Raw genomic sequence first — 15,040 nt, forward strand, 5'->3', positions numbered from 1 at the left:
GTTCGCAAATTTAAGACACGTATTGAAGGACAAATACCATGCTCAACAAACAAACATTGATCAGTATAGAAGATGCCTTGCCAGGTAGAGATCAACCAATGCAGATTGACGATCATCATTTTGTAAATAAATCTAACCTAAAGGCGCCTCTGACGTCACACCAACAGCAGATCTTGCTCGGAATGGGCTGTTTTTGGGGCGCTGAGCGCGTATTTTGGCAACTCGACGGCGTTGTATCTACTTCGGTCGGTTACGCTGGGGGTTACACACCCAATCCCACGTATGAAGAAGTCTGTACGGGTAAAACGGGTCATACAGAAGTCGTTCGAGTCGTTTTCGATGAACGCGTCATCTCATTAGAAAAGCTACTGGCTGTTTTTTGGGAAAAACACGACCCAACTCAGGGAATGCGTCAAGGTAACGACTTAGGTACTCAATATCGTTCTGCAATTTACACTTATTCGACGGAGCAGCTCGAGAGCGCAGAGAAATCGAAACTCTTGTATCAGCAAGCACTGCAAGAAGAGCAGCGCGCGAACATCACCACCGAAATACAACCAGCAGGTCCGTATTACTTTGCGGAAACCTACCACCAGCAATATTTGGCGAAAAACCCTGATGGTTACTGCGGCATCGGAGGAACGGGAGTTTGCTTCCCACCAAGCCTCCAAGGATAAACCTAACCAGCAACAAAAAGAGCGACCGATATGGTCGCTCTTTTCTAAATCTAAGTGGGTACCAAGCTAACTAAGCCGATAATGATGCTATCACTTGGTTGACTTCTTTAAAGATGGTGAGTCTTTTATGATCGTTGACGTCAGGTAGTAACACTTTGCCATTGTCGAACTGAAAACAGCCAACCCCAACAATAAAAAATTGACCTTTGAACAACGTTTTAACAAAACGGGCCACTTGTAATGGTCGATATACAGCAAACTCACGTAGCATAACTCACCTCAATTCCTTTGAGAAAACACGGATTGCTTATTTTTCCTCTGCAATCTTAATGCGCAATTTGCGACGGAACTCATTTTAGCAAATTCTAAATATAACGCAAGATTACACCACTCCATACGTTAAATAAATGTTATCAACGGTCCTACAAATTTCTAGGATCTGGATATATACTGGAAGCTTCCAAACCTCGTACGGAATATAACAATATGAAAACTAAGACTCTCCTACCTCTATTACTGGCCTTAACGCCAAGCTTGACCTTTGCACACAACTTGTCAGTGGGAAAAAGCGTTCCTCCTGTCAATGTTGCCGCTTACGGCGAGATTGTTTTACAAGGCGAAGGCGTTGCATACCAACCCTGGGCAACTCAACATATGCAAGGCAAAGTTCGTGTCATTCAAGCCATTGCAGGCCGTAGCAGTTCAAAAGAGATGAATGCCCCTTTAATGTCAGCAATAACAGCGGCAAATTTTCCACAAGAAAGCTACCAGACGACGACTATCATCAACCAAGATGATGCAATTTGGGGGACAGGCTCTTTCGTGAAGTCTTCAGCTCAAGACAGCAAAAAAGAGTTTCCTTGGTCATCCATGGTTCTTGATGAAAATGGCGTAGTTGCTAATACTTGGGACCTGAAAGAAGAAAGCTCGGCTATTATTGTTCAAGACAAAACGGGCAAAGTTCTGTTTGTCAAAGAGGGCGCACTTGAGCAAGATGAGATAACAAAAGTTATTGAGCTTATTAAACAGAACATCTAGCTTCATTGAATGGCTCCTTGCTCTTGTTGTAAGGAGCTATATGAATTTGATTAGAAGCATGGGCAGTGACAACTCTGCTCTTTATAAGTGCGACACTTCCATCAGAGAGTATTACCAATATTTTTCGGCACGTATGTGTTGAGTTAAATTTTTCTGCTAGCCAACAAAAGAGTGAACTTTTACTCATTATGGGTGTTATATTATAACAGTCGGTAAGAGGAGCTCAGATGTACCACCACCAGCAAAAAACACTAAGATATTGGTATCGCACTGCTTTATTTTTCAGTGTTGCGTTGCTGATCGCTTGGAACTTTGCGGTTGTACTTCATCAAGTTGATCTGACGCCCGACCATCATACCCATCATCATTGCCAATTATTTTCTGGTGTTCAGCACGGTATAGCAAAGGTACAACCTACCCTCTCTACACCGACTTTTACGCGCGCCCAGCATCATCATGTTTTTTTGCATCTCGTGTACGGCGAAGAAGTTCTTGGCGCTGCTCGTGCCCCTCCTTATTTTGCTTAATTTCCAAACTATTCCACACTCAAAATTATTGAGTTCATTTCCGCACCTAGTGTGTCAGGGAACAATAACTTAGTGAAACTCGAATCTGAGCAATACCGCCTTTGGTTAATGCCAGTAAAATTAGGAAAAATACAATGTCATCAAAACACGTTTTAGCCCTTGCTATTGGCCTCACTTTATCGACAGCAGCGAATGCAAACGAATACCGCCAGCATGGTGCTCATGTGCATGGTCACGTCGAGTTTAATATCGCCCAAGATGGCAAAGATCTGTTAGTAGAGATCACAGCTCCTGGAGCTGATGTTGTGGGTTTCGAACATGCTCCAGAAAACGCACAACAAGAGCAAGCGCTTAAACAAGCCGTCGCTACACTCGAAGACAGCAACGCATTGTTCGCTATTAACTCACAAGCTGATTGTAATATTGAAGAAGCTTACGTGAGCCACAACCTAAGCGAAACTCATGAGGAACATGATCATAGTGAGCACGACCATGATGACCATGCACATCACGATCATGAAGGGCACGAACATCATGATCATAATGATAAACATGACCACCATGACGATCATGATGAGGCGCACGATCATGGCAGTCACGGTGAATTTTCGGTGCAATATCGCTTCAATTGCGAACAAGTTAATCAGCTTAGCCAAATCCAAACCGATTGGTTTAACCAATTCCCAACTACAGAGTCCATCAGCGTCAATATATTCACTGATACCATGCAATCAGCAATTAAATTAAGCAAAGATAACACCCAAATCGTAATCAAATAACACGAGTGGCGTGTAAGTACCCACTTACACGCCACAGCTTTGGTGATTTAATATGACTGAAACCACACCAAATGTTGTCGAGCTAGAGGATGCCCAATTTTTCTGGCCCGGTTCAACCAACGCGACCATCCACATCCCCAAATTACACATTACACAAGGCGAACATGTGTTTATCAAAGGTCCAAGTGGCTGCGGTAAATCGACCTTGCTCGCTTTGTTGACGGGGATTAACACATTAACTTCAGGCTCTCTATCTGTACTCGATACTGACCTTGCTAGTTTAAGTGCCAGTCAGAGAGACCGCTTTCGCGCCAATCATATTGGCTACATCTTTCAACAGTTCAATTTATTGCCGTACCTTAACGTACTTGAAAACGTATTATTGCCATGTCAGTTCAGTAAAATACGACGTGACCGTGCCCATTTAGGTGCCTCATCTCAAACGTTAAATGAACAGGCTCAGGCCCTACTAGAACGACTGCACTTGCCAAACGAGCTTCATACACGCCCTGTCTCTGAATTGAGTATTGGTCAACAACAACGTGTGGCTGCGGCTCGAGCTCTGATAGGACATCCAGAGTTAGTGATCGCTGACGAACCAACCTCAGCTTTAGACTATGACAATCGTAAAGCATTTATTGAGCTCCTTATGGAGCAAGCGAATCAAGCCAATGCCACACTGGTATTCGTTAGCCACGACCCAACACTCGAACCCTTATTCGATCGCACGCTCAATCTACCCGACATTAATCAAGTATCTAGCCTAGGAGCCATATCATGAGTGCTGTTGTAAAGCTCGCCTGGAAAAGCTTGATGAACCGCAAAGCGACGGCAATTCTAACCATCATGACCGTTGCGATTTCAGTGGTACTCCTCTTGGGCGTCGAGCGTATCCGAACTCAAGCCAAGGATAGCTTCGCCAATACAATTTCAGGCACAGACCTCATTATTGGTGGACGCTCTGGGCAAGTGAACCTATTGCTCTATTCTGTGTTTCGTATTGGTAATGCGACCAACAACATCGATTGGAAAAGCTACCAAGAGTTTGCCAATCATCGTTCAGTCGATTGGGCTATTCCAATCTCGCTTGGCGACTCGCATAAAGGCTTCCGAGTTATGGGAACCAATCACAGTTACTTTGAGCATTACAAGTTTGGAAGTAAGCAACCACTAACATTTGGCAAGGGTAGAGAATTCAATGGTTTATTTGAAACCGTGCTAGGTTCTGATGTCGCTAAACAACTTGGTTATGATATCGGTAGCGAAATCATCATTGCCCACGGCATTAGCGACGTTGGCTTTAGCCGTCATGACAATCTGCCATTTAAAGTTGTCGGTATCCTTGCTCCTACAGGAACACCAGTCGACAAAACTGTCCATGTATCATTGGAAGCCATCGAAGCCATTCACGTTGGGTGGGAAAGTGGTGCGCGTTTGGGCCCGACACCCAAGGCACAAGATCTCAAAAACAGAGACTTTCAGCCCAAACAAATTACCGCTATGCTCGTTGGTTTGAAATCTCGTATTCAAACTTTCGCCCTGCAAAGACAAATTAACACCTACCCCAAAGAGCCGCTTAGCGCCATTATGCCCGGCGTTGCGTTGCATGAGTTATGGGGAATGATGTCGGTTGCAGAGCAAGCCCTAATGGCAGTATCTGGTTTTGTCGTGATTGCAGGGTTGTTAGGTATGTTAAGCAGTCTATTAACTAGCCTACAGGAACGCCGCCGTGAAATGGCGATTTTGCGTGCCATGGGAGCAAGGCCTCGTCATGTTTTCTCACTCTTAATTAGTGAAGCTAGCTTGCTTACTGCTGCTGGTATTATTACTGGCGTTACTGGGCTGTATGCCATTCTTGCTATCGCGCAGCCGATCATCCAACAGCACTATGGAATACATCTCACCTTAAGCATCTTATCTACTTATGAGTGGATGCTATTAGGTTTCGTACAATGCGCTGGTATTGTGATTGGTTTCATTCCCGCACTCCGCGCCTACCGACAGTCACTGAGTGACGGAATGACAATAAGGATTTAATAAAATGTGGAAAAAAATACTCGCAAGTTGCTTGCTGGTCGTCGCATTCACAGCGCCTGTTATGGCCAGCGAAGAACCATTAAAGCTTGACTGGATTGACCTTGTTCCAGAAAAAGAGCGTAAATTGTTCGACAGTATAGGCATGCCTGCATCTGATCACAGTGGTGGCGCAGCCCAGCAGTCCAAGATTGGTAACGTTCGACCAGAACTGAACGGAAGCCAAGTTAAAATTCCGGGGTTTGTTATCCCACTTGAAGGTGATGCCGATACCGTCACCGAATTTTTATTGGTGCCATATTTTGGAGCTTGTATTCACGTGCCACCACCGCCTCCAAACCAGATCATTTACGTGAAGTTTCCGAAAGGCGCGCCTGTTCAAGAGTTGTGGGATGTCATATATGTGGTTGGAACGTTGAAAACCGAGACGATAAACCACGAACTGGCAGAAACGGCTTACGTTATTGAGGGATCAAAAATAGAAGCCTACGACGATATGTAATTTAAGTCGTCGATAAGCCTCGCTACACCTAAGGCGTCACACTGGCGCCTTTTTTAGCTTTGTGCTACACGATATAACGAGATAAATACGCTAACACGCCCACATAAATAACCAAAAGAAACGCTATCGACAGGTGCTTTTTGAGTTTACCTGCTTCTGAGAACTTCATAGCCCCTCCAAAATAACGATAACAATTTTAACAACTCATTATCATTTTGAATAGCCCTATTCGTTCAAAAACTGAGAACTCCTGTCTGGTCGCTTGGTCAGATAAGGTGTAAATTTAAACGTGCGAACCGCGCAGTTCTTGGTAGGAAAACGAATGGCAGACCCGACAAAGCAACCTGTTGTCATCGAACATCAGTCAGACACAAAAAAAAATACGCAACAAGAAAAGAAACAAGGCTACATAAAAGACAGTGCTAGTAAGGTAAAAACCATAGCCCAAATACACGGTCTTGACGCCTTACTGCAAACTGAACCGCCAGCCAAATCTGCGTTTGAAAGAGCCCAATTGCGAGAGCAAAGACGCCAAGAACAGCGACAAAAAAACTTAGAACAGATTTTAAAATTAGCGCACAGTTCATGCCGAGATGAGACAGCGGGAGAGCCAGACCAAGATTGGTTGCATCGATTTTTTGAGATGGCTCAAGACATCCATAACAGCGCGATGCAAAAGCTATGGGCTCAAGTGATGAAGCGTGAAGTGACCAATCCGGGTTCAACGTCCATGAAAGCGTTGAAAACCCTCAAGGATATGTCACCAAAGGAAGCACAAACTCTGCAAAGAGCCGCCTCTTTAGCGTGCAGTTTTGGAGGGGATCACAGCAGAAAACTGCTGATTGGTTACAAAGCCCAAGGAGGCATATTTAGCTTCGGCAAGCGAGACGTCGCTAACAGCCTAAATATGGGAAGTTTTCAACTGCCGTATTCAAGCTTGTTGCTCTTAATTGAATTAGGGCTGCTGCACAGTGCCGAACTTGAATCTGGCGAAATTAGTATCGAGACACCGTTGGTCCTCACCTACCAAGGTAAAAACTTGTCACTGAACGTAAACAGTAAAGGTGTCCGCCTTTTATATTACCGCTTCACACCCACAGGTAATGAGCTCTGTACCTTACTCGGAAACAAACCACATGCCAAATACTACGATCAAATGCTTGCACTGTTAAATCATAGATTTAGTGTCCATAGTGAAGCTAAAAGTACGGTTCATCATACCGTCTAGCCAGCTTGAGAAGCATTTGACCACCTATGATCCAAATACTTCTCCAGCTGCTCAAAGAGCTTTAGGTCACCTATGATCTAAATGCTTTTTTATCGGATCACACCGCGTTGTTTAAGATCGATTAAGCACAAATCCACCAGCCCATCGACACTCTTTTCTCCCGCGGGCAAATCGATTTCAGGGTTCTCTGGCGCTTGATATTCCGAATCAATACCAGTGAAATTAGGAATCTCTCCCGCACGGGCTTTACGGTATAAACCCTTAGGATCTCGACCTTCGCAAACCTCTAGAGATGCATTGACATACACTTCAATAAACTCGCCTTCTGGCAATAAATCGCGTACTAACTTCCGCTCTGCACGATGCGGTGAAATAAACGCCGACAGAACAATTAAACCCGCATCTGCCATCAACTTCGCCAGTTCACCAATGCGACGAATGTTCTCGCGACGGTCCTGTTCAGAAAAACCTAAATCGCTACACAAACCATGTCGTACATTGTCACCATCCAATAAATAGGTGTGGTAACCCAATGCTGCAAGGCGATTTTCCAACGCCCCTGCTACGGTTGATTTACCCGCTCCAGATAAACCAGTGAACCACAATACGGCAGGTTTTTGCTTCTTTAATTCAGCACGAAGCTGTTTATCAACCGAATGCTGGTGCCAAACAATGTTTTCATCTTTTACCGTCGTTTCGGCAGTCATAACGTATCCTTGTAAATATCGGAATTAAAACGGGAAAAAGACCGGGATCAAAGTAAGTACTAATACAGAGTACACAATCGAAATTGGCACTCCAATTCTCACGTAGTCGGTCAATTTGTAATTTCCTACGCTGTACACCAGCAGGTTAGTTTGGTAACCGTAGGGAGAGATAAAGCTCGCACTCGCGCCGAACAAAACCGCCATGATGAATGGCATCGGATCCACGCCATAACCCACCGCCATGCTATAGCCGATAGGAAAAGAAAGCGCAGCCGCGGCATTGTTTGTCACCAATTCAGTGAGTACCAATGTCATGATATAAGTCGCCACCAAGGCACCAAATACTCCCCAGCCATTAAACGCTTCAATAAACATCACTCCCATTCGTTCTGACAATCCAGAAGAGATCATCAGTTGAGCAATAGACAAAGCGGAACCGACAATCACGACGATATCAATCGGAAAACGGCGGCGCAGTTCTGAAATCTGCACAATACCAAACGCAATAAGCGCGATAAGGTACGTTGCTAGACCTTTAATAATCGGTACTAACTCTAATAGAGCGCATCCAATTACGGCTGCAAAGCCCAGTAATACAATGGAAGACTTATTAGTATCAAGCCGAGCGCTAGAGTCCAAGTCATGCACTAAAACAAACTCTTTACGATGAGCTCGGCGTTCAGACTCAAAACGCTTGCCTGGAACCAGAACTAACGTGTCCCCTGGCGCTAAGGTAATGCTACCCAAGCCACCTTCTAGGCGTTCGTGGCCTCGGCGAATCGCCACAACAACGGCATCGAATCGGTCGCGGAATCGGCTCTCTTTGAGGGTTTTGTAGCAAAACGTCGCCGACGAGCTCACCACAACTTCGATAAAGTTTTGCCCATTTAAGTGCTGCTGACCAAACAACTTGAGGCCCGGAATTTCTTGCAGGGTCGCGACGCTCTCAACATCGCCACAAAATAACAGGCGGTCTTTTGCATTGAGCACAAAATCCGGCCCCACAGAAGAAACAGTAACACCATCGCGCACCACTTCTGCAAGAAACAGTTTGCGCAGCGCACGTAAATTATTCTCGCTGATCGTACGCCCAACTAACGGTGAGCCTGGCTCAACGCGAGACTCAAGAAAGTAAGGTAAATCTTCTTGGTTTTGATCATCATAATTCGGTAGCAAGTAGCTGAGCGGGATAAGAATCAGCATCCCTCCCACCAGCACAGCCAAACCTATCATCGTGGGTGTAAAAAAGCTCAGGCTCGGTAAGCCTGCGTCTTCGACAAAGCTGTTGATGATTAAGTTAGTCGACGTACCAATCAAAGTTAATGTGCCACCAAAAATGGCGGCGTAAGACAAGGGAATAAGTAATTTCGAAGGTGCATGCTGCTGATTACGCTTAATCGCCCCAATCAATGAGACAACCACAGCGGTATTATTCGTAAATGAAGAGAGCAAGGCTGTCGATACACCGAGCTTAGCAATCACGCTGCCTAACTGGCCCTCAGAGATACTTCGGCTCACCCAACTGATCAGCAGTGTTTTTTCTAGAGCACAGGATGCAAGAATCAATAGAACCAGGGTTAACAATGAAGAGTTGGTAAAATTGGATGCGATAGTGGCTGAATCCATCATCCCAGACATGAATGCAATAAAAGCGGCACCCGCAAAGACATAACTAGGCTTAATTTTCGTGACAAGCAAGCAAGTGATAATGCCAAGCAAAATCGCTAACACAAACCCTTGTTCCCACATAGCCTTTCCTTACCAAATAGCCCTAAAGGGCACAACAACGACTCATTTATCCATGAATCACCGACAAACGAGCAAACAGACAAAAATCAGCGCAAGCGAAAAGAACATCAGAATGCTCGGTTTCTTGGGCTCCACCGAAGCATTCTGGTATTAGGAGAATACCTAACGACATTTCGCAATTCAGTTAGGTAGCGACACCCCAAGTACAACAGCAAACAGTGCCTGAAATTATCGTACTTGGGTGAGCCAGTTACTTTTTCAGAAACTGGCTGACGTCTTTTGCTTCCCAGTGTGGGAAGTGTTTACGGACAAGCGCATTAAGCTCAACTTCAAACGCAGAGATGTCCGTCAAATCGCGCTCAACCACGGCGAGGCTCTCTTTAACCATGCCAGCACCAACCGTCACGTTTGTCAGACGATCGATAATGATAAAGCCACCGGTATCTGCACAGTCTTGATAATTGTCCAGCGCGACTGACTCATTAAGAGACCATTCACACAAACCAATACCATTCAATGGCAGCTCTGCCGAGCTATGAGTCGAGAGATTATTAATGTCATATTGATGACGAATCGCTTCAACATGACCTACGGTTTTCTTACCTGCGATTTTGATGTCATAGTCACGACCCGGTTGCAGGGGTTGCTCTGTCATCCACACCACATCGGCAAGCAAATGGTTTGTGGTTTCCACTTGAGCATTATCTAGAACAATCAAATCGCCACGGCTAATATCGATCTCATCGCTTAGCGTCAGAGTGACAGCTAATCCGGCACGAGCTTCTTCGATATCACCATCAAAGGTCACAATACGTGCCACAGTTGACGTTTTACCCGATGGCAATGCTTTAATGGCATCACCGACTTTGATCGAACCAGAAGAAATGGTCCCCGCAAAACCACGGAAATCGAGGTTAGGACGATTAACGTATTGCACAGGGAAGCGGAATTCACCCGCGCCTTTTTCTTGATCCACATCGACCGTTTCAAGAAGCTCAAGCAATGATGGGCCTTTAAACCAAGTCAGGTTTTGGCCTTTATCCACCACATTGTCCCCTTCAAGCGCTGAGATCGGGATGATTTGAATATCAATATCCCCTGTCAGATTCTCAGAGAACTTCAGATACTCATCGCGGATCTCTTCAAAGCGCTCTTGGGAGTAATCCACTAAGTCCATCTTGTTGATCGCCACAACAAAGTGCTTCAAACCCAACAGGTTGGAAATGAAAGAGTGACGACGAGTTTGATCGAGAATGCCCTTACGTGCATCAACCAGAATCACAGCTAAGTCACATGTCGATGCGCCTGTAGCCATGTTACGTGTGTACTGCTCGTGTCCAGGAGTATCTGCAATGATGAATTTACGTTTCTGCGTCGAGAAATAGCGGTAAGCCACATCAATCGTGATCCCCTGCTCACGCTCAGCTTGTAAGCCATCGACCAACAACGCAAGGTCAGGTTTTTCACCCGTGGTGCCCACACGTTGGCTGTCTGAGTGCACTGCCGCTAGCTGATCTTCATAAATTTGTTTTGAGTCATGGAGTAAGCGACCGATTAATGTACTTTTACCGTCATCCACCGAGCCACAAGTCAAGAATCTAAGTAACGACTTGTACTGGTGTTGTGTTAAATAGCCTTCGATACCAAGCTCGGCTAATTGAGCTTCAACTGCACTGTTCATTATCTTTCCTTAGATCCTTTAGAAGTAACCTTGACGTTTCTTAAGCTCCATCGATCCTGACTGATCGTGGTCGATCGCTCGGCCTTGGCGCTCACTCGACGTTGCCACCAGCATCTCTTCAATAATGCCAGTTAAAGTGTTTGCTTCAGACTCGATGGCCCCGGTCAATGGATAACAACCAAGGGTACGGAAGCGCACACTCTTCTCTTCAATCACTTCACCCGGTTGAAGCTCCATACGATCATCATCAACCATGATCAGCATGCCATCGCGTTCAACAACTGGACGTTTGTCCGCGAGGTAAAGCGGCACGATCTCGATGTTTTCTAAATAGATGTATTGCCAGATATCAAGCTCAGTCCAGTTAGACAGCGGGAATACACGAATGCTCTCACCCTTATTAACCTGACCGTTGTACGTCTTCCATAGCTCAGGACGTTGGTTTTTAGGGTCCCATGTATGGTTCTTATCGCGGAATGAATACACGCGCTCTTTCGCCCGTGATTTCTCTTCATCGCGGCGCGCGCCACCAAAGGCCGCATCAAAACCGTACTTGTTAAGCGCTTGTTTTAAGCCTTGAGTCTTCATGATGTCAGTGTGCTTAGAAGAACCATGAACAAACGGACTACAGCCCATGGCTAGACCTTCTGGATTCTTATGTACCAAAAGCTCAAAACCGTATTTGGCCGCGGTGCGATCACGAAATTCAATCATCTCGCGGAACTTCCAATCGGTGTCGACATGCAGCAATGGAAATGGAATCTTACCTGGGTAAAAAGCTTTACGCGCTAGGTGCAGCATCACTGATGAGTCTTTACCAATCGAATACATCATGACTGGGTTATCAAACTCAGCCGCAACTTCACGGATGATGTGGATACTCTCCGCTTCGAGTTGTTTAAGGTGAGTTAAACGTTGTTGGTCCATGTTTTGTATTTCCTTTTTAAGCTTGAAGGCGCATTACGTCTCTAATCTTTGGTCTGAAATTATATGGAGTTGGCAATAGCACTTTTGTTGAATTCAGTACTAGACAAAAACCAGTCTAACTTTTGAGACAGTCGCACTACCTCTCCGACAACAATCAAAGATGGCGATTGTGCTTCCTTCGATAAATCAGAGAGTTGGGAGAGTTCTCCCGTAAATACTTTTTGTTGAATCTGCGTGCCACGCTCAATAATGGCAATCGGAGTCGACGCTGAACGGCCATGCTTAATGAGTTGATTCTGAATATAGTGTGATTTCATCAGCCCCATGTAGATCACTAAAGTCTGATTCCCACGCGCCAACGTGGACCAATCCATCTCATCACTTTCTTCTTTCAAGTGGCCAGTCACAAAGATGGCCGATTGCGCATAATCACGATGAGTCAGTGGAATACCAGCATAAGCGGTTGCGCCAGCTGCTGCGGTAATGCCAGGGACAACTTGAAAACGAATGCCAGCATCTGCAAGCACTTCTAACTCTTCACCACCACGACCGAATACAAACGGATCACCACCTTTAATGCGCACTACTTTGTAGCCCTGCTTGGCAAAATCCACCAAAAGCTGATTCGTCTTCTCCTGCGGCACACTGTGATGCCCAGCTCGCTTCCCAACGCACACTAAAATCGTATCGCTTGGAATCAATGCCATGATTTCTTCAGACACCAAGTAGTCGTACAAAACCACGTCAGCTTGCTGCAAGCAGTTCAGTGCTTTCACCGTCAGAAGTTCAGGATCGCCTGGTCCTGCACCTACTAAGGCAACTTCACCAGGCTGTAGCGATTGCTTTGCAAAACGAGTAACACCAGCGACTGGGTTGTCAGAAACTAACCGGGGCTTTGGTTTAGGAAAAGAAGTGACTGAATCGTTCGTTGCCATGTGCTTGCTCATCGTCCATTGATATCGTTATGCAAGCATTATGGCGGGGCGTTTATATTACCTGAAATTCTAAAATTTCATTTTTTATTCAAAAATCTGCTAAGAAGTTTTTGTTTGGTCTCATTCAAAAGCGTGAAAAAGTCGGCGGTTAATATGAATAAGGTTCAGTAAACTGATTAATGTTCACAGTTTTCTGTATCTTTATCATCGAGTTGCACCTGTGTTTGATACATTACGCAGTACGATTTCCCCTTATCATTGAATTGGAGCACCAAATGAAAGTGGCAGTTCATCCTATTTCCCTCGCAGTATTAAGTGGCATGCTAACGCTTGCTGGCCCAGCAATGGCCGATACCATCAAGCTTCGTATTATCGAAACCACCGACATTCACACCAACGTGATGGATTACGATTACTACAAAGACCAACCATCACAGCAAATCGGTTTAAGTCGCGCTGCGACAATAGTGAGACAGGCTAAGTCCGAGACAGAAAACACGGTACTAGTAGATAACGGTGATTTAATTCAGGGCAGCCCAATGGGCGATTACATGGCGGCGAAAGGGATTAACGCTGGCGATGTGCACCCAGTCTACAAGGCGATGAACCAACTAGACTACGATGTGGGCAACATTGGCAATCATGAGTTCAACTATGGCCTAGACTTTCTACAAAAGACGTTGGCGGGCGCTAACTTCCCTTACATCAACGCAAACGTATTTGTTGAACAAACCGGTGAGCATTACTTCAAGCCTTATCTCATCAAAACTCACACCTTTAAAGACACAAACGGCGAAGCGCATCAAATAAAAGTGGGTTACATCGGCTTTGTACCACCACAAATTATGGTCTGGGATAAGAAGAACTTAGAAGGCAAAGTCTTTGCTAAAGACATTAAGGAAACAGCAGAGAAACTGATTCCTCAAATGAAGAAAGAAGGCGCAGACGTGATTGTGGCGATTCCACACTCGGGCATTTCTACTGATCCATACAAACTAGGCGCTGAAAACTCTGTTTACTACCTCACAGAAGTTGAAGGTATTGATGCGATTGCTTTTGGCCACTCTCACGCCGTCTTCCCAGGGAAAGACTTCGCAAACCTACCTGGTGTTGATATAGATAAAGGGACCATCAATGGTGTAACGTCCGTGATGCCGGGCCGCTGGGGAAGTCACGTAGGTGTGATGGATTTGATGCTAAAAGAGAAAGACGGCAGATGGCAAGTCGTCGAAGGCCAAGCAGAAGCACGCCCTATCTTCGATAAAGTAAATAAGAAGTCATTAGCTAAAGCCGATGAAGATATTGTGAAAGCGTTAGAAGAAGATCACAAAGGCACTCGTGAATTTGTAAATCAACCAATCGGCAAAGCAAATGATGTCATGTACAGCTTCTTGGCATTAGTGCAGGACGACCCCACCATTCAAATCGTTAACCTTGCTCAGAAAGACTACGTAGAACGCTTTATTCAAGGCGACCCAGACCTTTCTGACATTCCAGTACTGAGTGCGGCAGCACCATTTAAAGTCGGCGGTCGTAAGAACGATCCGAATAACTTTACAGAAGTAGAATCCGGTCAGCTCACCTTCCGTAATGCGGCCGATCTTTACTTATATCCAAACACCTTGGTTGCGATGAAAGTGAAAGGTAAAGAAGTTCGCGAATGGCTAGAGTGCAGTGCGGGTCAATTCAACCACATCGACATCAACAATCCTGAACCGCAATCTTTGATTGATTGGGATAATTTCCGTACGTACAACTTCGATGTTATTGATGGGGTTAACTACCAAATCGACGTTACCCAACCACCGAAGTACGATGCGGATTGTAAAGTGATTAATCCAGCTTCTCAGCGCATTGTGAATCTGACGTTCAATGGTAAGCCTGTCAATCCGAAGCAAGATTTCATCATCGCAACCAATAACTACCGTGCTTATAGCAATACTTTCCCTGGTACAGGCCCAGATTTCATTGCATTTGACGCACCAGATGAAAACCGCTCTGTCGTCGCCACTTATATTTCTCGCGTGAGTGAAGAAAAAGGAGAAGTGACACCAAGCGCTGACAACAACTGGTCTTTCGCACCGATTAAGTCCAATAACAAGCTAGATATTCGTTTCGAAACCTCCCCTAGCGATAAAGCGGCGCAGTTCATCAAAGAGAAAGGACAATACCCAATGAAACGCGTGTCAACAGACGACATTGGTTTCGCAATTTATCAAATCGGTCTGAATAAATAAGGTTGATTTGACAACAACA

At 45.2% G+C, this 15,040-nt stretch carries 15 protein-coding genes; 9 read left to right on the forward strand and 6 right to left on the reverse strand.

Annotated features, from left to right (window positions below; genetic code table 11):
• Positions 1 to 38: 38 nt before the first annotated feature.
• On the forward strand, positions 39 to 677 hold the full coding sequence (msrA, locus tag R8N46_RS11795; RefSeq protein WP_017633451.1) for a peptide-methionine (S)-S-oxide reductase MsrA: 639 nt from the start codon (positions 39 to 41) through the stop codon (positions 675 to 677).
• Between the two features lie 70 nt (positions 678 to 747).
• Here the strand turns inward: msrA and R8N46_RS11800 are convergent, their stop codons facing one another.
• Complete coding sequence (locus R8N46_RS11800) at positions 748 to 948, reverse strand: DUF1107 domain-containing protein (protein WP_005379612.1); 201 nt, start codon at positions 946 to 948, stop codon at positions 748 to 750.
• A 215-nt stretch (positions 949 to 1,163) separates the two neighbouring features.
• Here R8N46_RS11800 and R8N46_RS11805 point away from each other — a divergent pair, with 215 nt between their 5' ends.
• The 7 genes from R8N46_RS11805 to R8N46_RS11835 all read left to right on the forward strand — a co-directional run bounded on the left by R8N46_RS11805 (position 1,164) and on the right by R8N46_RS11835 (position 6,785).
• Positions 1,164 to 1,715: a YtfJ family protein gene (locus R8N46_RS11805; protein WP_005383122.1), complete on the forward strand. Its 552-nt coding sequence runs from the start codon at positions 1,164 to 1,166 to the stop codon at positions 1,713 to 1,715.
• Between the two features lie 227 nt (positions 1,716 to 1,942).
• Entirely contained in the window at positions 1,943 to 2,242 is a 300-nt protein-coding gene (locus R8N46_RS11810) for a DUF2607 family protein (protein ID WP_005379608.1), read from the forward strand.
• 134 nt (positions 2,243 to 2,376) lie between these two features.
• Positions 2,377 to 3,021, forward strand: a complete 645-nt coding sequence (gene zrgA, locus R8N46_RS11815; RefSeq protein WP_169644232.1) for a zinc uptake protein ZrgA — start codon at positions 2,377 to 2,379, stop codon at positions 3,019 to 3,021.
• Positions 3,022 to 3,073: 52 nt separating this feature from the next.
• Positions 3,074 to 3,802, forward strand: coding sequence for an ABC transporter ATP-binding protein (locus tag R8N46_RS11820; RefSeq protein ID WP_042522447.1), 729 nt, complete (start codon positions 3,074 to 3,076; stop codon positions 3,800 to 3,802).
• A complete protein-coding gene (locus R8N46_RS11825) occupies positions 3,799 to 5,058 on the forward strand; it encodes an ABC transporter permease (RefSeq protein ID WP_053306844.1) in 1,260 nt (419 codons plus the stop codon). Before R8N46_RS11820 ends, R8N46_RS11825 begins: the two co-directional genes overlap by 4 nt.
• A gap of 4 nt (positions 5,059 to 5,062) precedes the next feature.
• Complete coding sequence (locus R8N46_RS11830) at positions 5,063 to 5,557, forward strand: DUF3299 domain-containing protein (RefSeq protein ID WP_115385702.1); 495 nt, start codon at positions 5,063 to 5,065, stop codon at positions 5,555 to 5,557.
• Between the two features lie 322 nt (positions 5,558 to 5,879).
• On the forward strand, positions 5,880 to 6,785 hold the full coding sequence (locus R8N46_RS11835; RefSeq protein ID WP_104975809.1) for a TIGR03899 family protein: 906 nt from the start codon (positions 5,880 to 5,882) through the stop codon (positions 6,783 to 6,785).
• 89 nt (positions 6,786 to 6,874) lie between these two features.
• Here the strand turns inward: R8N46_RS11835 and cysC are convergent, their stop codons facing one another.
• The 5 genes from cysC to cobA all read right to left on the reverse strand — a co-directional run bounded on the left by cysC (position 6,875) and on the right by cobA (position 12,784).
• On the reverse strand, positions 6,875 to 7,492 hold the full coding sequence (cysC, locus tag R8N46_RS11840; RefSeq protein WP_318098434.1) for an adenylyl-sulfate kinase: 618 nt from the start codon (positions 7,490 to 7,492) through the stop codon (positions 6,875 to 6,877).
• A 24-nt stretch (positions 7,493 to 7,516) separates the two neighbouring features.
• Positions 7,517 to 9,241, reverse strand: coding sequence for an SLC13 family permease (locus tag R8N46_RS11845; protein ID WP_213911469.1), 1,725 nt, complete (start codon positions 9,239 to 9,241; stop codon positions 7,517 to 7,519).
• Positions 9,242 to 9,491: 250 nt separating this feature from the next.
• Positions 9,492 to 10,922 (reverse strand): sulfate adenylyltransferase subunit CysN, encoded by a 1,431-nt coding sequence (gene cysN / locus R8N46_RS11850; RefSeq protein ID WP_017633444.1) that lies wholly within the window; start codon positions 10,920 to 10,922, stop codon positions 9,492 to 9,494.
• A gap of 18 nt (positions 10,923 to 10,940) precedes the next feature.
• Positions 10,941 to 11,849: a sulfate adenylyltransferase subunit CysD gene (gene cysD / locus R8N46_RS11855; RefSeq protein ID WP_005379592.1), complete on the reverse strand. Its 909-nt coding sequence runs from the start codon at positions 11,847 to 11,849 to the stop codon at positions 10,941 to 10,943.
• A gap of 59 nt (positions 11,850 to 11,908) precedes the next feature.
• The gene (cobA, locus tag R8N46_RS11860) at positions 11,909 to 12,784 is read right to left on the reverse strand and encodes a uroporphyrinogen-III C-methyltransferase (RefSeq protein ID WP_017820291.1); all 876 of its coding nucleotides are present in this window, start codon (positions 12,782 to 12,784) and stop codon (positions 11,909 to 11,911) included.
• A gap of 275 nt (positions 12,785 to 13,059) precedes the next feature.
• Between cobA and cpdB the strand changes: the two genes are divergently transcribed.
• Entirely contained in the window at positions 13,060 to 15,021 is a 1,962-nt protein-coding gene (gene cpdB, locus R8N46_RS11865; protein WP_318098433.1) for a 2',3'-cyclic-nucleotide 2'-phosphodiesterase, read from the forward strand.
• The last annotated feature ends 19 nt before the right edge of the window (positions 15,022 to 15,040 follow it).

The sequence above is a fragment of the Vibrio sp. 1874 genome, assembly GCF_033344395.1.
GTDB lineage: Bacteria > Pseudomonadota > Gammaproteobacteria > Enterobacterales > Vibrionaceae > Vibrio > Vibrio alginolyticus.